The organism is Streptomyces sp. SAI-127, from assembly GCF_029894425.1.
Classification (GTDB): domain Bacteria; phylum Actinomycetota; class Actinomycetes; order Streptomycetales; family Streptomycetaceae; genus Streptomyces.
Window position 1 is genome coordinate 2,528,845 of the sequence record NZ_JARXYJ010000001.1, and the last position, 18,939, is coordinate 2,547,783.

Annotated in this window: 13 protein-coding genes; 4 read left to right on the forward strand and 9 right to left on the reverse strand. The window is 70.9% G+C overall.

What is annotated here, in order from left to right; genetic code table 11:
* Window positions 1-42 precede the first annotated feature (42 nt).
* From M2157_RS11775 to M2157_RS11790, 4 genes are all read right to left on the reverse strand, one after another.
* Entirely contained in the window at window positions 43-411 is a 369-nt protein-coding gene (locus M2157_RS11775; RefSeq protein ID WP_280865219.1) for a VOC family protein, read from the reverse strand.
* Window positions 408-815 (reverse strand): hypothetical protein, encoded by a 408-nt coding sequence (locus tag M2157_RS11780; protein WP_280865220.1) that lies wholly within the window; start codon window positions 813-815, stop codon window positions 408-410. Before M2157_RS11780 ends, M2157_RS11775 begins: the two co-directional genes overlap by 4 nt.
* A gap of 28 nt (window positions 816-843) precedes the next feature.
* Window positions 844-2,535, reverse strand: coding sequence for a DUF2264 domain-containing protein (locus M2157_RS11785; protein WP_280865221.1), 1,692 nt, complete (start codon window positions 2,533-2,535; stop codon window positions 844-846).
* Between the two features lie 77 nt (window positions 2,536-2,612).
* Window positions 2,613-3,653, reverse strand: a complete 1,041-nt coding sequence (locus tag M2157_RS11790; protein WP_280861779.1) for a rhamnogalacturonan acetylesterase — start codon at window positions 3,651-3,653, stop codon at window positions 2,613-2,615.
* 195 nt (window positions 3,654-3,848) lie between these two features.
* On the opposite strand from M2157_RS11790, the gene M2157_RS11795 reads away from it, so the two are divergent.
* Entirely contained in the window at window positions 3,849-5,531 is a 1,683-nt protein-coding gene (locus M2157_RS11795) for a rhamnogalacturonan lyase B N-terminal domain-containing protein (RefSeq protein WP_280865222.1), read from the forward strand.
* A 2-nt stretch (window positions 5,532-5,533) separates the two neighbouring features.
* On the opposite strand, the gene M2157_RS11800 is transcribed toward M2157_RS11795, so the two are convergent.
* Window positions 5,534-6,943, reverse strand: coding sequence for an RICIN domain-containing protein (locus M2157_RS11800; RefSeq protein WP_280861781.1), 1,410 nt, complete (start codon window positions 6,941-6,943; stop codon window positions 5,534-5,536).
* Window positions 6,940-8,016 (reverse strand): glycoside hydrolase family 43 protein, encoded by a 1,077-nt coding sequence (locus tag M2157_RS11805; RefSeq protein ID WP_280861782.1) that lies wholly within the window; start codon window positions 8,014-8,016, stop codon window positions 6,940-6,942. The genes M2157_RS11800 and M2157_RS11805 overlap by 4 nt, the downstream gene beginning before the upstream one ends.
* A gap of 189 nt (window positions 8,017-8,205) precedes the next feature.
* Here M2157_RS11805 and M2157_RS11810 point away from each other — a divergent pair, with 189 nt between their 5' ends.
* From M2157_RS11810 to M2157_RS11820, 3 genes are all read left to right on the forward strand, one after another.
* Entirely contained in the window at window positions 8,206-10,296 is a 2,091-nt protein-coding gene (locus M2157_RS11810) for an autotransporter (protein ID WP_280861783.1), read from the forward strand.
* Window positions 10,297-10,404: 108 nt separating this feature from the next.
* Window positions 10,405-11,346, forward strand: a complete 942-nt coding sequence (gene mmuM, locus M2157_RS11815; protein WP_280861784.1) for a homocysteine S-methyltransferase — start codon at window positions 10,405-10,407, stop codon at window positions 11,344-11,346.
* 200 nt (window positions 11,347-11,546) lie between these two features.
* Complete coding sequence (locus M2157_RS11820) at window positions 11,547-12,602, forward strand: LacI family DNA-binding transcriptional regulator (protein ID WP_280865223.1); 1,056 nt, start codon at window positions 11,547-11,549, stop codon at window positions 12,600-12,602.
* A 25-nt stretch (window positions 12,603-12,627) separates the two neighbouring features.
* On the opposite strand, the gene M2157_RS11825 is transcribed toward M2157_RS11820, so the two are convergent.
* The 3 genes from M2157_RS11825 to M2157_RS11835 all read right to left on the reverse strand — a co-directional run bounded on the left by M2157_RS11825 (window position 12,628) and on the right by M2157_RS11835 (window position 18,934).
* A complete protein-coding gene (locus tag M2157_RS11825; protein WP_280861786.1) occupies window positions 12,628-14,208 on the reverse strand; it encodes a carboxylesterase family protein in 1,581 nt (526 codons plus the stop codon).
* Window positions 14,209-14,301: 93 nt separating this feature from the next.
* Window positions 14,302-15,564, reverse strand: a complete 1,263-nt coding sequence (locus tag M2157_RS11830; RefSeq protein WP_280865224.1) for an alginate lyase family protein — start codon at window positions 15,562-15,564, stop codon at window positions 14,302-14,304.
* 28 nt (window positions 15,565-15,592) lie between these two features.
* A complete protein-coding gene (locus M2157_RS11835) occupies window positions 15,593-18,934 on the reverse strand; it encodes an alginate lyase family protein (protein WP_280865225.1) in 3,342 nt (1,113 codons plus the stop codon).
* Between the last annotated feature and the right edge of the window lie 5 nt (window positions 18,935-18,939).

An 18,939-nucleotide genomic window follows, 5' to 3' on the forward strand; every position in this document is an offset into this window, starting at 1 on the left:
CTGCCGAAGCGCGGTGGCCCCGAGGGGCCGGGCGGGCCAACCTCAGTTCTCGCGTTCCGCCGCACTCCGCTCCACGCAGAACTCGTTGCCCTCCGGGTCGGCCAGGACCACCCAGCCCATGCCGTCGCCCGTGCGCTGGTCGTCGAGGAGGGTGGCGCCCAGGGTCAGCAGGCGGGTGACCTCCTCGTCGCGGGTGCGGTCCTGGGGCTGGAGGTCGAAGTGCAGACGGTTCTTGCCGCTCTTGCCCTCCGGGACGGTGACGAAGAGCAGGCCCGCGCCCTCGATCTGTGCCTCCTCGTCGCCCGGTCGGTCCTCCTCGTGCAGCGGTTGGTCGAGGACCTGGGACCAGAAGTCGGCGAGCGCGTAGGCGTCGGCACAGTCGATCGTCACGTGGCGGATGGCGGAGGTCATGGGGCGATTCTCAGGGACCCGGACCGAACGCGACAAGGCCGACTGTCCCCGTCCAGGGACAGCGTGAGGAACTCCGGCTGCCCGGGTCGGGACTCCACGACTCCGGCGAGATCCCAGCCTTCGGTGAGCCGGACCCGCACCCAACTCCGGTCCTGGCTACCGGAGAAGTCGATGAGGAACGCCCCGTCGCCTCCGAGCATTCCGGCGTCGGACGCCAACCGGTGCCACCCAGCGTTGAGTTCGGCGATCGGATCCGGCCGGTCGTCCGCGACCGCCACGGTCGGCTCGGTCTGCCACCCGATGACATGCCGCCTCATGACCGCGGGCGGCGGCACCTCCTCGACCCGCTGCTCCCCCACGGCCTCCAGCCCGGCCCGGCAGTTCGACCAGTTCGTCTCCGCCACCCATGATCCTCATACTGCCCGAGGCGGCTCAGTACCCGGCGGTGATTTCCACTCCGGAGCCGTTCAGCCGAACCCGCGCCTCGGGGCCCTCCCTCCACACCACCGTCAACTCCCCATCCCCTGCGGCCCGTACGGTCACCGTCTCCCCCAACGGCACGGCATCCGCGTCACCGGTGAGCCGGGCCAGTGCGACGAACAACGTGTCCCCCTCCCCCGTCACCCCGCTCAGCTCGTCGTCGAGGCCCACGGCGGGGAGCATTTCGGCACGCACACCCTCCCGCGGGGCCCACCCGGTCACCCGCACCGGCGTCCCGGGCTCGGCCCCGGCCACGAGGAAGGCGCGCACCTCCACGGCTCCCTGCGCGAGCACGACGCTGGAAACGCGCGCACCCCCGGCCGCCGTGTGCCTTGAGGCCGCCCACCCCTCCCCCACCCCCAACGGCACGATCTCCGTACGGCTCGGATCGCCGTCCACGATCACGCTGTTGTCGTACGACGTCGAGGGCTCCGTCACCGTGGAGTAGGCGAGGCGGGTGTAGTACGGGTCGTAGCGGACGTCCTCGCTGCCGTGGTTGTGGAGGCGGACGAGGCCGTCGGAACTCGTGGACTGGAGGAGCCAGTTGGGGGCGGTGATCGAGGTGACCGCGTCGGAGCGTTCGGCGGGGCCCGGCTCCTCCACCGCCGTCCACACCTCGTGGTCGGGCGGGAGGAGCAGGCCGAGGAAGCCCTTGCTCGCCCAGTACGGGGACGCCGGGCCCGAATAGCCCTGCAGGACGGCGTGGTCGGGGCCGTGCCAGCCGAGGGTGAGGAGGCCGTGGGAGTCCACCGCGCCGCGGTCCAGGAAGTACTTGAGGGCTCCGGAGGCCAGCCGCCGGGTCTCACCCGGGGCCAGCGGGGTGTGACCCGTCAGCGCGCCCAGCCACAGCGGGGCCGTCGTCGCGAAGCGGTACGTCAGGGAGCGGCCCTGGTGCATCGGCGCACCGTCGGCGCCGAACAGGCGGGCGTAGTCCTCGAGATGGCGGGAGAGCCGGCCGGCGTACAGGTCCATCAAAGCGTCGTCCTGGGCCAGCCAGGCGTGCAGCACCGGGTAGAGGTGCATGGCCCAGCCGTTGTAGTAGTCGAACTTGCGGCCGTCGCCGTCGGTGTACCAGCCCTCGCCGACGTACCACTGCTCGATGCGCTCCATCCCGCGGTCTATCGCCTTGCGGGAGGCGTCCGGCTCATACCCGGCCGACGCCAGGAAGCCGGCGACCGTGACCGGGAAGAGCTCCCAGTTGCAGGGCCAGGCCTCCGCGGTCAGCGCGTCGCCGAGCCAGGCCGCGGCGCGTTGCCGTACGGCGTCGTCCAGCCGGTCCCAGAGCAGCGGCTTCGTGATCCGCAGGGCGAACGCGATCGACGCCGCCTCCACCAACGGCTGGCTGCGGTCCTCGATACGGGGCCAGACTCCCGAGACTCCGGCGGCGAGCCCGTCCGCGTACCGCTCCAGTGCGGTCCCGTCCTGACGGAGGGCCGCCAGCAGGAGGGTACGGGCGTAGCCCTCCAGCCCGTCGGAGAGCCGGCCGGACCAGCTCTGCCGGTCGCCGGGGAGGTGGTAGAGGGCGCGGTCCTCGGTGGCGTACGGCTCCACCGCGGCGAGCAGGGCACCGGCCGCCGCCTCCCAGTGGGCGCGCGTGTAGCCGGTGTACGGACTGAGGGTGCGGTCCTCGGGGGGCAACTGCATCGGTTCTCTTTCTTCGACTCGCAGGCTCGCATCACAGACCTGGGGCGCCCCGGTTCCGGTCGGGACGCCCCAGGCGTCTATCCCACCCGCACCAGCCCTGCGGGCACCAGCCCCTGTGCGACCAGTTCGTCGCGGACCAGGCCCGCGTACACGGTGGCGCCGTGTACGGAGGTGTGGGTGTTGTCCCTTTTCTCGTTGTAGAGGTAGATCGCCTTCGAGCCCTCCACTCCCAAGGACTCCACCAGCGTCTTCGTCTTCGCCGTCAGGTCGATCAGCGGGACGTCCTCTGCTGCGGCCACCGAGCGGATCACCGCGGGATGGTCCACCCCGAGGCCGTTGACCAGCAGGGCCGTCCCGTTGTTCAGCGTGCCGTCCGAGTTGAACCAGCGTCGCACGATGGGCGTCACGAGGACAGGGTTCCCGCCTTTCTCCCTCACACCCGCGACCAGTCTCTCCAAGTTCGCCCGGTACGTCGCCTCGTCGGTCGTCTTGTCGTTGTGGGCGAGCTGGACGAGGACGAGGTCGCCGGGACGGATCAGCGGCTGGACCGTGGCCCACAGGCGCGGCTCGGACAGATACGTCACCGTGCTCTCGCCGGAGTCGGCGTAGTTGGCCACGGACACGCCCTTGCGCAGGTACTGGGGCAGTTGCTGTCCCCAGCCGGAGTACGGGTCGCCGGGCTGGTCGCAGACCGTGGAGTCGCCGACCAGGAGGATCTGGCGCGCGTGCCGGGCGGGGGTGACCCTGATACCGGCGAGCGCGGGGGCCGAACCGCCCAGCGCGAGGTCCAGGCCGGGCGTGCCGTCGGGGCCGGTGGGCTCGCCCTCCGGGGTGCGGACGTTCACGGTGAAGCTGCGGGAGGCCCGTTCACCGGCCGCTACCGCCGTCTCCGGCAGCAGTGAACGCCGGGTCTCGCCGCTGATCGCGGTGTGCGACTCCGCGTCACCGCCGAGCAGCACCTTCACGTCGTACGTGCCCGGCGGGACGTCGAAGTGGCAGCCCGCCGCAGTGCAGTTCTCGAGGCCCGGCGGACGTCCGGTGTGCGCCTGCGCGGGTACGGCCGTCAGGCCCAGGGCCAGCGCCACCGCTGCCGGCACGGCGAGGTTGAAACGTCTCATTCGTGGTTCCTCCGTCAGAGGGACAACACCTGGCGCCGGACCGTACCGCCATCTGCAAGCGCTTTCTAGACCTTGGACGGTTTTCACAAGATTGCCAACTTCCAGCGAGCGAAAGCCCTTTCGCGAAATCGATTCAACTGTCACTCTCCAAAGCACCCGCACCACCCCCACACCTCTCGGAGGAGGCACCCCCACATGTCCGAATCCACCGTGAACAGACCGGTCGGACGCCGTACCTTCGTCCTCGGCACCGCGGCCGCCGCAGGGACGGCAGCGCTCGCCGGACCGCTCGCCGAGACCGCGTCCGCCGCGACCTTCGGATGGAGCGACGACGGCTCCAACTACGTCGTCGACACCGGCGCCAGCCTCGTCTTCAAGGTCAGCAAGACCAACGGCGATCTGACCTCGCTGGTCTACAAGGGCACGCAGTACCAGGGCTACGGCGGCAAGAACTCGCACATCGAGTCCGGGCTCGGCACGTCCACCGTGAGCATCAAGCAGTCCGGTACGACGATCCTGATCTCGGTCGCGTACGGCACGCTGAAGCACTACTACGCGGCCCGCAGCGGCGAGAACAACGTCTATCTGTGGACCAACAAGGCCGACACCTCGGTCAGCGCGACCCGCTACATCCTGCGCGTCAACGCGGGCAAGTTCCTCAACGACGAGTCCGACTCCTACACCTACGCGCCCACCACCATCGAGGCCCAGGACGTCTTCGCGAAGTCCGACGGCCAGACCCGCTCGAAGCACTACACGAAGTCCCGGGTCATCGACTACAACTACGTCGGCTGGACCACCGGCAGCGTCGGCCTGTACATCGTGCGCTCCAACCACGAGAAGGCCTCCGGCGGCCCGTTCTACCGCTCCCTCCTGCGCCACCAGAGTGCGGACGGCGGCGGCCTGTACGAGATCCTGTACTACGGCGAGAACCAGACGGAGGCGCAGCGCTTCGGCCTCCAGGGCCCCTACGTCATCGCCTTCACCGACGGCGGCGCCCCCTCCTCCGCGCTGTACCCGGGGACCCTCACCACCTCGTGGGCGGATGCGCTGGGCATCTCCGGCTACGTCCCCGCGAGCGGCCGGGGCAAGGTCGCGGGCGTCGGCATCACCGGGCGGAACACGGCGTACGCCTACACGGTCGGGCTCGCCAACTCCGCCGCCCAGTACTGGGGTTCGGCGCGGTCGTCCGACGGCTACTTCTCCATCGCGGGTGTCCTTCCGGGGACGTACACCCTGACCGTCTTCAAGGGCGAACTGGCCGTCTACACCGGCTCGGTGAGCGTCAGCGCCGGCGGGACCACCACTCTCAACTCCATCGCGATCCCGTCCTCGAACGACCCGAGCAACGCGGGCGCGATCTGGCGCATCAACGACTGGAACGGCACGCCCAGCGGCTTCAAGAACGCCGACCTGATGACGTACGCCCACCCGTCCGACGTCCGCGCCGCCTCCTGGACGGGCAACGTCGTCATCGGCAGCGGCACCGAGACCTCGGCCTTCCCCTGCTACCTGTGGAAGGACGTCAACAGCGGCATCATCGTCTACTTCAAGCTGACGGCCGCCCAGGCCGCCGCCGCGCACACCCTGCGCATCGGTGTGACGACGGCCTACGCCAACGGCCGCCCGCAGGTCGTCGTCAACGACACCTGGACCTCCGCCGTCCCCTCGCCGCCCACCCAGCCGAGCACCCGGTCGCTGACCGTGGGCTCGTACCGGGGCAACAACAACACGTTCACCTACAGCGTGCCGGCGTCCGCCTGGCTGACGGACACCAGCGCCTACAACACGCTGAAGATCTACGTGGCGAGCGGTTCGGGGTCGACGTCCTTCCTCAGTGCGGGCACATCGATCGACGCGATCGATCTGCTGGCCTGACGTCAGGTCCCGCGCGTCCACTGCTGGTTGGTCGCTCCGTTGCACGTGTACGTGATGATCGCGGCGGAGTTGGCGGTGGACGCGCCGTTCACGTCCAGGCACTCGCCGGAGGCCCGGGCCTTGATGTTCACGTACGAGCCCGAAGTGACCACCGACCACTGCTGGCTGGTCGCGCTGCCGCAGTTCTCCTGGGTGACGTTGGTGGCGTTCTCCTGGAGGCACAGGGAGCTGCCGCGGCCGACCAGCTGGTAGTAGCCGGTGCCGAGGTCCTTGAACCACCACTTCTGGTTGCCGCCGCCGTTGCAGGTGTACTGGCTGATCGCGATGCCCTGCCACAGCGACTGGTTGGCGACGTCCGCGCACTTGCCGCTGTTGCGGGAGACCAGCGTGTTGTACGTGGCGCTGGTGCCGCCGATCGTCCCGGCCGCCGCGTCGATCGTGATCTGGGGGTACCAGGACATGGACATCGTGGTGGAGCTGGGGAAGGTCAACGGCAGCCACACGTACCGGGAGTCGTTGACGGTCCCGCCGAAGGAGTTGCCCCAGCGGTCCCCCATGTAGAGGTACGAGGTGCCCGAAGTGCCCTGGACCGGCAGGACGTAGGCGGTCTGCGAGTTGTAGGTCGTGGAGTCACCGACGTTCGCCATCGAGGTCCATGGTCCGGCCAGGGAGGTGGCGGTGGCGTACTGCTGCTGGTTGGCGCTCCAGCCGGTGGCGCCCGACGTCAGCATGAAGTAGACGCCGCCCCGCTTGAAGAGGGCCGGTGCCTCGCGGTGGCCGCCCGGCCACGGGTTGGCGACCAGGCTCGCGATGCCGGTGTAGTCGGCGGTGAGCTTGTAGATGTGCAGGTCGTAGTTCTCGTTGGCGGCCGAGACCATGTACCCGGTGCCGTCGGTGTCGACGAACGTCGTGATGTCCCGGGACATGTACTGGCCGAGCGGCTGGAAGCTGCCCTGGTACGTGTAGGTGCCGTCGACGGTGGACGAGACGGCGACGGCGGCGCGGGCCTGGCTGTAGTCGGTGCCGTTCTCCTTGTGCATCCACATCACGAACTTGCCGGTGGACGCGTTGTAGATGACCTTGGGCCGCTCGATGTAGGCGGTGCCGAGCTCCGAGGCGCTGGACTGGGTCAGGACGTGGTTCCTGAACTCCCAGTTCTTCAGGTCGGTGGAGCGATAGGCGTCCACGTACCGGAAGGTGTTGTCGGAGTTGCGGTCCTCGCCGAACCAGTAGTAGTAGGAGCCGACCTTGATGACCCCGCCGCCGTGGGCGTGCAGGGCGTTGCCCGACGTGTCCGTGAACTGGACGCCGTTGGGGATCGTCAGCGGGGCGGCCTGGGCCGGTCCGGCGGTCACCAGGGCGCCGGCCAGGGCCAGACACAGGGCGAGCAGTACCGCGTAAGCACGTCTCATGACGCGACCTCCGTGTCCGTGGCGGTGTCCGCCACCGGTATGCCGAAGTTCGGGGTGCCGTCCGCGTTCCAGCCGAGCTTCTGGACACGGGTGTGGCGGTTGGGGTCGTTCAGCGGGTCGCCGACGATCTCCTTGTACTGGCGGGCGTGATAGACGAGGACGTCACTGCGACCGTCCTCGGCGACGGTGAAGCAGTTGTGGCCGGGGCCGTACTGCCTGGTGGTGTCGCTGCTGGTGAAGACGGGGGTCGGTGACTTGGACCAGCTCGCCGGGTTCATGAGGTCGGCGTCCGCGTCGACCGTGAGCAGTCCCATGCAGTAGTGCCAGTCGGTGGCGCTCGCCGAGTACGACATGAAGAGCCGGCCGTTGCGGGCGATGACCGAGGGGCCCTCGTTGACCTTGTAGCCGATGCACTCCCAGTCGTACTCCGGGGTGGAGAGCCTGATCTGAGGACCCGTCAGGGTCCAGGGGTTCGCCATCTTCGACAGGAAGATGCCCGTGTTGTTGTCCAGGCCGGGCTCGTGCTGGGCCCAGGCGAGGTAGCGGCTGCCGCGGTGGGTGAAGGTGGTGGCGTCCAGGGAGAAGGTCTCCCAGGCGGTCCTGATCTGGCCCCGCTCCACCCAAGTCCCCTTGAAGGGGTTGGGGTTGGCGTTCTCCAGGACCCAGATACGGATGTCCCACACGCTCTCGGCGGGCGCGGAGGCGAAGTAGATGTACCACTTGCCGCCGACGCGGTGGAGCTCCGGCGCCCAGATGTGGGCGCCCATGACACCGGTCGGGTGCTTGGTCCAGATGACGGACTCGTCGGCGGTCGCGAGGCCGTTCAGGGTGCGGGAGCGGCGCAGGATGATGCGGTCGTACTCGGGGGCGGTGGCCGTGAAGTAGTAGAAGCCGTCGGAGTGACGGTGGATGTACGGGTCCGCGCGGTTGCGGACGAGCGGGTTCACGAAGGGGGCGGCCTTCTTCGGGCGCGGGGCGGCTTCGGCGACTGCGGGGGTCGCGGCCAGGGCGCCCGCGGCCAGGGCACCTTGCAGCAGCAGTCGTCGGTGGGGGACGTCGGGGGCGCGGCTCATACGGACTGCCTCTCGGAGGGGGGTGTCCTGAGAGAGATGTTCGATATTGAGAACATCTGTTGTTATTGCGAACAGCCGAAAGGTAAGGCTGGGGAACCAGGAGGTCAACGGGTTGGACGAGACCGAAAGAAGGCGCTTTCTGTTTTCGTTTTTCTGTTATCGGCCCGCGCCTCGCCCGTCTCCGGTCATGTGCGCAGCCATTTCCACAAGACAGCAGCCGCGGCCGGAGCCCTGGCGGCCGCCGCCCTCCTGGTCACCGCTCCCCCGGCGTCGGCCGCCGGTTCCCGTGATGTCACGGCCGACGTCCTCGCGGACCGGGACGTCACCCTGACCGGCGATACCGTCGTCACGGTGCCCGCGGGGACGACGACGTACGACGGGGTGTTCCGCGGCGAGGGCACGCTCACCGTGCGCGGCAGCGGGACGCTGATCCTGACCAGGGACAGCGACTTCACGCTGCCCAGGTCCCGGCAGCGGCAGGCCGTGCGGACACTCGGCGGCAACCACCCGTACGTCACCACGACCCGCCCGGACCCGCCCGCGATCACGGTCGCGCGCGGAGCGACCCTCCAGTACGGCAACGGAGGGACGACGGGCCTGATCGGCCACTTCCCGTACGGCACCCCGGCGTTCCGGCTGAACCAGGACAACATCCGGGTCGACGGCACCCTGCGGCTGTCCCTGAAGAGCGCCTACAACCTGGGCACCGTCAGCGGCTCCGGCCTGATCACCCAGCCACGCTTCCTCTGGGGCACCTGGGACCTGACGTCAGGCCCGTTCTCCGGGGTCATCGACAACGGCACGCAGGCCAACGCCGGGCGGCCCGAGTACGCGACCTCGCTGCCGGGCGTACGCAAGGTGCTCAACCAGGGCACCTGGACCGTGGACACCCCGCTGGGCCAGACGGTCACCCAGCGGATGGACTTCTACCAGCGCGAGTACGGCAGCGACATCAACGTCCAGTCCCGGCCGGGCGGCAAGGTGGTCCTCACCGGCCAGTACAGCTGGTCGAACCAGGGCGGCGACACCAACCCCTCGCTCAGCGATCCCGCCCTGAACTGGACGCCGGCCACCAAGAACGTCAACAAGCGCGGCACCAACATCAAGGGCGCCAACGTCCAGTGGGGAGACGGGACGACCAGCAGGATCTTCATGCCGGGCACGGCGAAGACGGTGTACATCAACCTGCTGGCGGCGCGCTCCCGTTCACTGCTGACCTTCGACTACAACGGGCCGGTGACCCTGGGCGCCCCCATCGGCGGTGGGCGCTTCCACGACACCCTGTCCGCGCCCGGCGCGGGTGACATCGTCATCAGGGGGACGAAGGGCAACGACGTCACCTTCGCGGCCGTCCAGTACTACGACGGCTCCACGACCGTCGAGAAGGGCGCCGTGCTCCGCCTCGGCAGCGGCAGGCCGGGGGGCGACGGCGGGCTCTACACCGGAGGCAGTCTCTACAAGGTCGTCAACAACGGCTCGCTGATCCTCGACAACACGGCCAAGCCCCTGACCCTGCCCCGGATCAGCGGCAGCGGCTCCCTCACCCAGGCGGGCAGGGCGACGACGACACTGACCGGAACCGCGGTGACGTACACGGGGACGACGACGGTCCGCAAGGGCACGCTCGCCCTGCGGGGCGGAGCGACTCTCGCCCGCAGCAAGGGCATCCGGCTCACCTCGACGGCCGCACGGCTGGACGCGGGTACGGCCGGCCTCCGCGTGGTCTCCTCGCTCTCCGGCAAGGGCGCGGTGAAGGGCGCGGTCACCAACGAGGGTGTGGTCACGGGCCCACTCACCGTTTCCGGCGGCTACAGTCAGACCGCGAAGGGTGAACTGGTCCTGGGGGACAGTCCGTTGAAGGTGACGGGCCCGGTCCGGCTGGCCGGTGAGCTCGACTTCTCGGCAGTCGGCACCGGCCCCGCCCGCCGGATCGCCGTGCTGGACCACAAGGGCACGTCGAAGACCACGGGCGCCTTCAAGGGCCTGAAGGAGGGCACGCGGCTCAAGCTCGCCGACACGACGTACCGGATCACCTATCGGGGCGGCGACGGCAACGACGTCGCACTGACCGCGGTCACGGCGAGCGCCTCACCGGGCGTCCGTGCCGATACCGCGTCGAAGGCTCCGGCAGCGTCACCTCGCACGACGGGAGCGGAGACGGAGGGGCTGGGCTGGTGGCCGTACATCCTGGCGCTGGGACTGCTCGGCGGGCTGGTGGTCCCGCCGACCGTGCGCAGGCGAGTCAAGCGACGTGAGGGCGGACGGCACGCGGCGCACTGAGCGACGCCGGGGCTCCGCGGCGCCCTTCAGCAGGCCCACATGCCGGTCCCGCTGTTCGCGTACCGGACGGCTGCGGCCCTCCCCCGTCCCTTCGGCTAGCGTCGAGGCATGACCAGCGACACCCCGGAAGTCCCCGACGCCCTCTCCCGCCCCCTCGCCGACACCCTCGCGGCGGGCCCTGTCGTCCTCGACGGCGGGATGTCCAACCAACTGGAGTCCGCCGGGCACGATCTGAGCGACGAGCTGTGGTCGGCACGGCTGCTCGCGGAGCGGCCCGAGGCGATCACCGAGGCGCATCTCGCCTACTACGAGGCGGGCGCGGACGTGGCGATCACGTCCAGCTACCAGGCCACCTTCGAGGGGTTCGCCAAGCGCGGGATCGAGCGCGAGCGGGCGGCGGAACTGCTTGCCCTCAGCGTCGAGCTGGCGCGCGAGGCGACGCGGCAGGCATGGGCGAAGGGGGTCCGGCGGCCGCTGTACGTGGCCGCCTCGGTCGGGCCGTACGGCGCGATGCTCGCGGACGGTTCGGAGTACCGGGGCCGCTACGGCCTGAGCGTGGCCGAGCTGGAGGCCTTCCACCGGCCCCGGCTCGAGGTGCTCGCGGCGGCCGGGCCCGACGTCCTGGCCCTGGAGACGGTCCCCGACAGCGACGAGGCGCAGGCGCTGCTGCGCGCGGTCCGTGGTCTCGGTGTCCCGGCCTGGCTCTCCTACTCCGTCGCCGGCGACCGCACCCGGGCCGGCCAGCCCCTGGAGGAGGCGTTCGCCCTGGCCGCCGACGTGGACGAGGTCATCGCGGTCGGCGTCAACTGCTGCGTCCCGGAGGACGTGGACCACGCCATCGAGACGGCCGCGCGGGTCACCGGCAAGCCGGTCGTGGTCTACCCCAACAGCGGCGAGTCCTGGAACGCGGAGGCGCGCCGCTGGGAGGGACGGTCCTCGTTCACGCCGGAGGAAGTCACGGGGTGGCGGGAGTCGGGGGCGCGGATGATCGGAGGGTGCTGCCGGGTGGGGCCGGGGGCGATCTCGGGGATCTCGGGGGCGCTGCGTTAGCGGGAGCGGTGCGCCTTCTCGCCTTCGGGGTTCTGTCGTCTTGCGGCTGCTGCGTTCGTTGTGGTTGCTCGCGCAGTTCCCCGCGCCCCTTGAGGGCGCTGCGCGCCCGCCCCTTAACCCCGCTCCCCTCCCCCTGCTAGCCTCCGCTCGGGAACCGGTTTCCGTCGGTGTTGCCGCTGTTCCCAGGGGGAGAGGCAGGGATGACCAGGAAGAGTGAGGACGCGAGCCGGAGCACGATCCGGGATGTCGCCGCGCGGGCCGGGGTGTCCGCGTCGACCGTGTCGCGGGTGCTCGGCGGGGTGTATCCGGTGAGCGCGGCGACACGCACGCGCGTGATGCGGGCCGTGCACGAGATGGACTACGTCGCCGACGCGCGCGCGAAGGCGATCGCGGGCGTCGGCACCCCCACGCTCGCGTTCGTGCTCGAGGACATCACCGGCCCCTCGTTCGCCCTGATGGCCCACGGCGTGGAACGCGAGGCGAACCGGCTCGGCCATCTGTGCCTGGTGTGCAGCACGGAGGGCGACGTCGAGCACGAACTGGAGTTCGTGGAGATGATGCGGGCCCAGCGCGCCGCCGCCGTGATCCTGGTGGGCGGCGCCGCCGACACCGCCGAGTACCGCGAGCGCACCCGCCGGATGGCCGACTCGCTCTCCTCCGCCGGCTCCCGACTGGTGTTGTGCGGACGGCCGCCGCTCGGCCCCGGGGCCCCGGTCACGGTCATCGAGTACGACAACGAGGGCGGCGCCTACGCACTCGTCGCACATGTCCTGTCCCAGGGCCACCGGCGGGTCCTGTTCCTCGGCGGCAAGGCGGACCACACCACCGCGCAGGGCCGTGAGCGCGGCTATCTCGCCGCCCACCGCGGGCGCGGCCTGGAGCCCGATCCCGCGCTGGTCCTGAACGGCGACTTCACCCGCGACTCCGGTCACCGTCTGATGCGCCGGGCGCTGAAGGAGGGACTGGAGTTCACGGCCGTGGTCGCCGCGACGGACATGGTCGCGGCGGGCGCCCTGACGGCCCTCCACGAGGCCGGCCTCGACGTCCCCGGTGACGTCTCCCTGGCCGGCTACGACGACATCCCCTTCGCCCGCGACCTGCACCCGGCGCTCACCACCGTCCACGTCCCCTACGAGGAACTGGGCCGCCTCGCCGTACGCACCGCGCTCGGCCGTACGGCGGAGGACCCCGCCGAGCACCTCCTGCTGGGCACCCACGTGGTGGTCCGGGACTCGGTCACGGCGACCGGCACCTGAGACACGTCCCCGTCGGCGGCCGCGCTCAGTGCCGCCGCGCCAGTCCGGTGCGCCGCAGCCGCCGTACGACCGACCGGAGCTCCGCGGTCCGCGCCGGCCAGCCCTCCGCCGGTTCCTTCACGGGGGCCGTCTCCGGGGTGGTCGTGTCCGCCGTCCACACCGCGAAATCGTCGTCCCGAGGGCCGGACTCCACGTACGGATCGCCCTTGCCGAAGATCTGGACGGGGTGGCCGGCGTCCCAGGGCCGCCAGCCGGGGTCGCCGTCGGTGGCGAAGCGCACCCACGCCCCGTGCATGGCGTCGGCGAGCTCGGTCGGGGCGCCCTCGCCGGCGAGCTTGGCGGACTCGGGAGCGGCGCCGGTGTCGAAGACGAAGCCCAGTTCGAGGGCGTGGCAGGCACCGAGGTCCGGGCGGTTGGAGGGCCAGGCGAACTCGTAGACGTACGACGAACCCGGGCGGGCCTCGGCGAGGCGGTGCAGGGGGATGCGCAGCAGGTGGTCGGTGACCATCTGGCCGACGATGTCGGCGGTACCGGCGTCGGGATGCAGCGCGCGGTAGCCGCGGACCACCTCGGAACCGCAGTGGCAGCGGGCCATGGCACCCGCGAGGGCGACAGGGCCGAGCCGGTCGACACGCTCCAGGAGGCCGCCGGGGACGAGCCACAGGCGGTACTCGTCGCTGGTCCAGCCCAGCATCAGCTCGACCCCGCGCGCCGCCGAGCCCTCGACCAGCGCCTCCAGCGGATCACGCGGCACGAGGTCGTCGTCGACCACGATCCCGAAGGCGGGGCCGCCCAGGACCGGGCTGCTCAGGCGGCCCACCTCGGCCTGGGTGCGCAGCAGCAGCTCGCGGTCGACCTCGGCGAAGGCCGCGGCGGTGGCGGGGATCTTCAGCCGGGTGGCCATCCGGCGCACCATCCGCCGTACCTTGTCGCGATCGCTCGCCTCGGGCGGTCCGCTCTGCAGCACCGCGCGCCGGAACAGACCCTGGGCCTGCGGGGCGGCCAGCAGGGCGCCGATGCTGATCGCACCGGCCGACTGCCCCGCCACGGTGATACGGCCGGGGTCGCCGCCGAAGGCCCCGATCGACTCGTGCACCCAGCGCAGGGCGGCGAGCTGGTCGCGCAGGCCGGGGTTGGCGGGGGCGTCCGGGAAGAGGCCGTAGCCCTCCACGCCGAGCCGGTAGTTGACCGAGACGAACACGACGCCGTCCCGGGCGAAGGCGTGCCCGTCGTACACGGGCACCGCGGAGGATCCCCTGGTCAGGGCTCCGCCGTGCAGCCACACCAGCACCGGGAGCCGGGCCCCCTGGCCCGGCTCCGGCGTCCACACGTTGAGGTTGAGGCAGTCGTCACCGGGCACGAAAGGGTCGGACAGGTACTGCGCGAAGGCGTCGGAGTACGGCGGTTTCGGCGCCGTCGGCCCGAAGTCTGCCGCCTCGCGGACACCGTCCCAGGGCTCGGGCGGCACGGGCGGCCGGAAGCGGCGGGGGCCGAAGGGCGGGGCCGCGTAGGGGATGCCCCGAAAGACCGCGACCCCGTGGTCGTACCGCCCCCGTACGGCTCCGTACGGCGTGCTGACCACGGGGTCTGTCTGGACTGCTGTCATATGTCCACCAGCCTCCTCACCGCGCTTCTGCACCGTGAACAACAGAGCACCACATTTCGGCTCGATATTCCGGTGCAGAGCGCGGTTCGGCGGCTACTTGGCGTACATGAGGGTGCCGAAGCCCAGCTGGTCGAAGCCGCCGCTGGTGGTGCCGTAGTCGCCGCCTCCGCCCTCGGGGGCGACGAGGTCGTAGTACATCTGCGAGATGTACTTGTCGTCCAGGCCCAGGCGCCGGTTGTAGTGGAAGTGGAGCATCGCCCAGACGGGGCGGATCTGGCCCCGGGAGGCGGAGGAGATCACGGTCTGGGACGAGGCGGCGCAGCTCTGCCCGGTGCCCCAGTTGTAGGTGGTGAACGGGACGTCCTGGCCGAGGTTGTACTTCGCGACGTACTGGGCGCCCTTCATGAAGCGGCGGCTGTCGTACGAGTAGAGGTCGTCGCCCTGGTTCCAGGCCATCTCGCAGAGGGCACCCATCTGGCCCATGCCCATGACGGTGTGCCCCTGATCGCGTCCGGACTCCTGCCACTGACCCAGCGCGTAGCCGGCGGAGTCGGTGTACAGGTACGGCACCGCGTGGGCGATCGAGCCGTTGCCGGCGCCGGACTTGAAGTAGGTGACGGCCTGGTCGTACTTGGCGCTGTCCTCGTTGAGGATGCCGATGGCCAGGACGGAGGCCATGTTGCACAGGTCCCAGTTGGCCCAGTAGTTGGTGATGCAGGCGTCGTTGTGGTTGGTCAGGAAGCTGTTGTTGAGCGGGTAGAAGACCTTGGCGAGCATGTCCTGGGCGGCGGCGAGGTCGAAGCCGCTGTAGCCGCGCATGAGTTCGCAGGCGTTGGCGAACTGCCAGCCGTAGATGCCGGCCGCGAGGAACCGGTCCGCGTTGCCGGTGACCGAAGTGAGCGTCCTGGACCAGGCGTTGAGGATGTTCGCGGCGCAGACGGCGTTGGCCTCGGTGCCGCCGACCTGCCAGCGCAGCGCGTTCTGGTAGGCGGCCGCGATGTCGTTGAAGAGCAGGGAGTAGTTCTCGCCGGTGCCGCCGCGGATGATGGTCGCGGTGGCCCGGTTGGTCCAGGTGGACTGGGAGTGGGAGTTGGCGACCAGTTTGTTCCAGCCGGACAGCCAGGGGTCGGTGCCCGCGGCGACCCTGACCTTGGCCCGGTTGATGTCGCCGGCGTTGTGCAGCATGCCGGGGTGGGTCCAGGTCGAGGGTGCCGCGTCGGCCGTGGTGGCCATGCTCGTGGCGAGGGCGCCGCCGCCCAGTGCGAGGGCGGCGCCGAGACCGCCCGCGGTCCTCAAGAGACCGCGGCGGCTCAACTCGGTGTGCGGGAGGTGCCGGTGGGGGGAAGTGCGGCTCATGCGGTGCATCTCCGTTCCGTGGGGGGAATCAGATGGGAGTGATGCTCACCTCGTCGAACTCGGAGGTGACGAGGGCCAGCGGACTGCGGGAGCAGGCCACCGGGCCGACGTGGAAGGGGGCGTCTCCGAAGCCGGGGATCTCGCCGGAGGCGAGGTCGGTCCAGGTGACGCCGTCGTCGCCGGAGACGGATGCGGTGAAGAGGGTCCCGGTGCGCTTCAGCCGCAGCAGTGAGGGGAGTTGGACGGCGCCGCCGCCGGAGAAGGCGGAGGCGCCGGCGACGGTTTTGCGGAGCATCAGCTGGGCGGTGGTACCGCCGGTGACGATCACTCCGGCCGCCTGGTCGAACGGTGACAGCGACTTCGCCATCAACAGCCCGACGCGATCGGCGGTGACTCCGGTGCGGGAGAGCAGCCGGGCGGTGACCTCGCAGTCACCGGTGACGGGCCGCCGTACGAACTGACCTGTCATCCCCTGGTTGTTGACGGTCAGGTCCACGCCCGCGCCCCGCACCACGAAGGTCCCGTCCTCGTGGGCGGTGCTGCCGGGGGTGAGGATCGCGGCCACGCCCAGCGTCCCGAAGGCGCGGTCGTCGAGGACCACGTCCCCGAGGTCGCCGTACGTCCAGGGGGCGGGCGGGGGTGTGCCGACGGTGAGGGTGAGGGTTCCGGTGCCGTCGCCCGCCGCGTTCCCGGCGGTGGTGGTGACGGTGAACTGGCCCGTCTCGCGCGGGGTTCCGTGGATCAGGCCGGTGCGCCTGTCGACGCGGAGGCCGTCGGGGAGACCGGTGGCGGTGAACCGTACGGGCTCGTGGGAGGCCCGCAGCACGTGCCGGAAAGGGACCCCCTTGTTCGTGAACGCCTTGGTCGCGGAGGTGAGTTCAGGCAGGGAGGGGGTCGGCATCACCGCGGAGGAGGGTTCCGAGAGCGGGCCGCGCCCGGCTGTGTTCGTTTTCGCGACGGCGTAGTGGTACGCCGTTCCCGGCGTGCCGGTGGCGTCCGCGTACCGGATGCGGGTGCCGGAGCCGACCGGGCCGACGCCGGTCGCGAGGGTGACGTACGGGCCGTCGGAGTCCGTGGCGCGCAGGACCTTGTAGCGGGCGGAGAGGTCCGGGTCCGTCCAGGCCAGCTCGACGGCGTCGGCTCCGGTCGTCGCCCTCAGGTCCCCTGCCCTGCGGGCGGGCTCGGGAACGGACCAGACCTCGCCGGCCGAGGCGGAGACCACGGTGACGTTGTCGAAGGCGCCGGTGCCGGTCTCGGCGTAGTCCGCGTCGACTCCGAGGCAGGACGTGAGGAGCAGGCCCGCGTACGCGGTGCGGCCCAACTCCACCTCGGTGGCGCCGACTTCGGCCCAGCGGATGCCGTCCGGGGAGATCGCCCCGGTGCAGCGGCGGCCCTTGCGGGTCACCCGCACCCAGTAGGGCGTGCGCAGCCGGTAACCGTCGCCCGCGCCCTCGACGTACGGGGCCTCCAGCGGGGTCGCCGACTCGGGCAGGGCACCGAGACCGGAGATCGGGAAAGAGGCGCTCGTGGTGATCGCCGTCTGCTGCGAGGGCGGGACCGGTGTGCTGCCGGTCGCGGAGACATCCGCTCCCCGGGCGGGCCGTACGGTCCACACCCCGCTCCAGGTGTGCAGCGGCAGCCCCTGGATCACCATGGCAGCGTGGGCCGCGTCCGCGTCGAGGGAGTCCCGGAGGCTGACGCCGATCTTGGAGTACTGCGAGCTCAGCGGCCACACGATCCGCGCGGTGACCGAGCCGTCGCCGCGCAGCGGCAGATGGACGAGCCGGTGGGTGTCGGCGGTACCGCTCGCCTCGAGCACGAACCGCTCACCGTCGAAGACGGCCGAACCGGGAATCGCGACCTCACCGATGTCCTGGGTCGACCAGGGCTCGGGGAGACCGGCGGTGACGGAGGCGGGGGCCGAATCACCGCTCTGCCCCTGGGAGTTGGCGGCGGCGACCGTGTAGTGGTACGTCCGTCCCGCGCGCACCCGGTCGTCGGTGTACGTCGGCTTGTCGATGCCGGTGGCGAGCTTCTCGTACGGCCCTTCGGGGCGCGTGGCGCGAAGGACGGTGTAACCGGTCGCCCAGGTGGACGGCAGCCAGTTCACGGTGACGTGGGTGCGGTCGCCCGCCGCCGTGACCCCCGCGGGCGCGGCCGGCACGGTCTGCGCGGGTGCCGTGGTTCCCGCGTAGGCGAAGGTCCCCCAGCTCGGCAGGTCGTCGTTGCTGCCCTCGACGACCCGGGTGCCGCCGGTGCCGCGGAAGACGGCCGCCTTGGTGTTCGGGGTGTCGAGGCCGCGGACACCGGCGTAGTGGGCGTAGGCCATCTCGTAGACCGGGGGCAGGGTGCCGCGGCCGATCGCGGAGACGGTCGTCTTGATGTACTTGCCGGTGCGGTCGAGGTCGGGGGTGAAGGGGACGTCGCCGCCCAGGTTGTAGCGGGCCGCGTACTCGAAGTTGGCGAGGATCCGGTGGTCGTCGTAGCCCCACAGGTCGACGCCCTGGTTCCAGGCGACCTGGGCGATGTCCCCGGTCAGGCCGACCGCGAGCTGTTCGTGGCCCTGGTCGCGGCCGGCCTCCTGGCCCTGGCCCGCGTCGGTGACGACGCGGTGGGCGATGGAGCCGTTGCCGGCGCCGGCCGCGGCGAAGCGCAGGGCGTCCTCGAAGAGAGTGGGCTCCTCGCAGAACACGCCGATGGCCAGGATGGTCTGCAGGGCCGTCAGGTCCCAGTTGCCGTTGGCGTAGAGCATGTAGCCGGAGACGGCCGGATACCAGACGTCCAGGAAGGACCGCTCGCAGCGGGCGATGTCCGTCTCCGCCCAGCCGTCGTAGCCGGTGTGGCGCAGGAGTTCGGCCGCGTTGACGAACTTGAAGGCCTGGAGTCCGGCACCGAGCGGGCCGTCGGCGCCCGTGATCATCGTGAGGGAGGCCGACCAGGCGTTGAGGAGGTCGCGGGCCTTGTCGGCGTTGGCGCGGTTGCCCGTGACCGCCCACATGAGGGCGTTCTGGTAGGCGGCGGCCGAGTCGGCGACGGCCTGGTTCTGGAAGTTGGTGGGGCCGCGGCCCCAGGAGGTGATCTGGCCGGTGTTCTGGATCGGGTACGTCGACTTGGAGCGCGCGTGGGCGGCGAACGCCAGGTAGCCGTCGTAGACCGGGGACTGCTTGGCGGCGACCGCGGCTTTCATACGGGCGAGGTCGTCGGCGCTGTGCAGCAGGCCCGGGTGTGTGAAGGCGCGGCTGCCGGCTTTCTGGTCCGCGGCCCGGGCGGTGCCGGGCGCGAGCAGTCCGCTCGCGCCCGCCACCAGCAGCAGGGCGGCCGTGCCGCCGAGGAAGCCCCGGCGGCTCGGAGCGATGGTTCTCTGGGGCACGGTGC

What these genes read in the sequence shown, in the direction of transcription:
- M2157_RS11775 (WP_280865219.1), bottom strand. Translation starts at nt 411, where the DNA reads ATGACCTCCGCCATCCGCCACGTGACGATCGACTGTGCCGACGCCTAC.
- M2157_RS11785 (WP_280865221.1), bottom strand. Translation starts at nt 2,535, where the DNA reads ATGCAGTTGCCCCCCGAGGACCGCACCCTCAGTCCGTACACCGGCTAC.
- M2157_RS11790 (WP_280861779.1), bottom strand. Translation starts at nt 3,653, where the DNA reads ATGAGACGTTTCAACCTCGCCGTGCCGGCAGCGGTGGCGCTGGCCCTG.
- M2157_RS11795 (WP_280865222.1), top strand. Translation starts at nt 3,849, where the DNA reads ATGTCCGAATCCACCGTGAACAGACCGGTCGGACGCCGTACCTTCGTC.
- M2157_RS11800 (WP_280861781.1), bottom strand. Translation starts at nt 6,943, where the DNA reads ATGAGACGTGCTTACGCGGTACTGCTCGCCCTGTGTCTGGCCCTGGCC.
- M2157_RS11805 (WP_280861782.1), bottom strand. Translation starts at nt 8,016, where the DNA reads ATGAGCCGCGCCCCCGACGTCCCCCACCGACGACTGCTGCTGCAAGGT.
- mmuM (WP_280861784.1), top strand. Translation starts at nt 10,405, where the DNA reads ATGACCAGCGACACCCCGGAAGTCCCCGACGCCCTCTCCCGCCCCCTC.
- M2157_RS11820 (WP_280865223.1), top strand. Translation starts at nt 11,547, where the DNA reads ATGACCAGGAAGAGTGAGGACGCGAGCCGGAGCACGATCCGGGATGTC.
- M2157_RS11825 (WP_280861786.1), bottom strand. Translation starts at nt 14,208, where the DNA reads ATGACAGCAGTCCAGACAGACCCCGTGGTCAGCACGCCGTACGGAGCC.
- M2157_RS11830 (WP_280865224.1), bottom strand. Translation starts at nt 15,564, where the DNA reads ATGAGCCGCACTTCCCCCCACCGGCACCTCCCGCACACCGAGTTGAGC.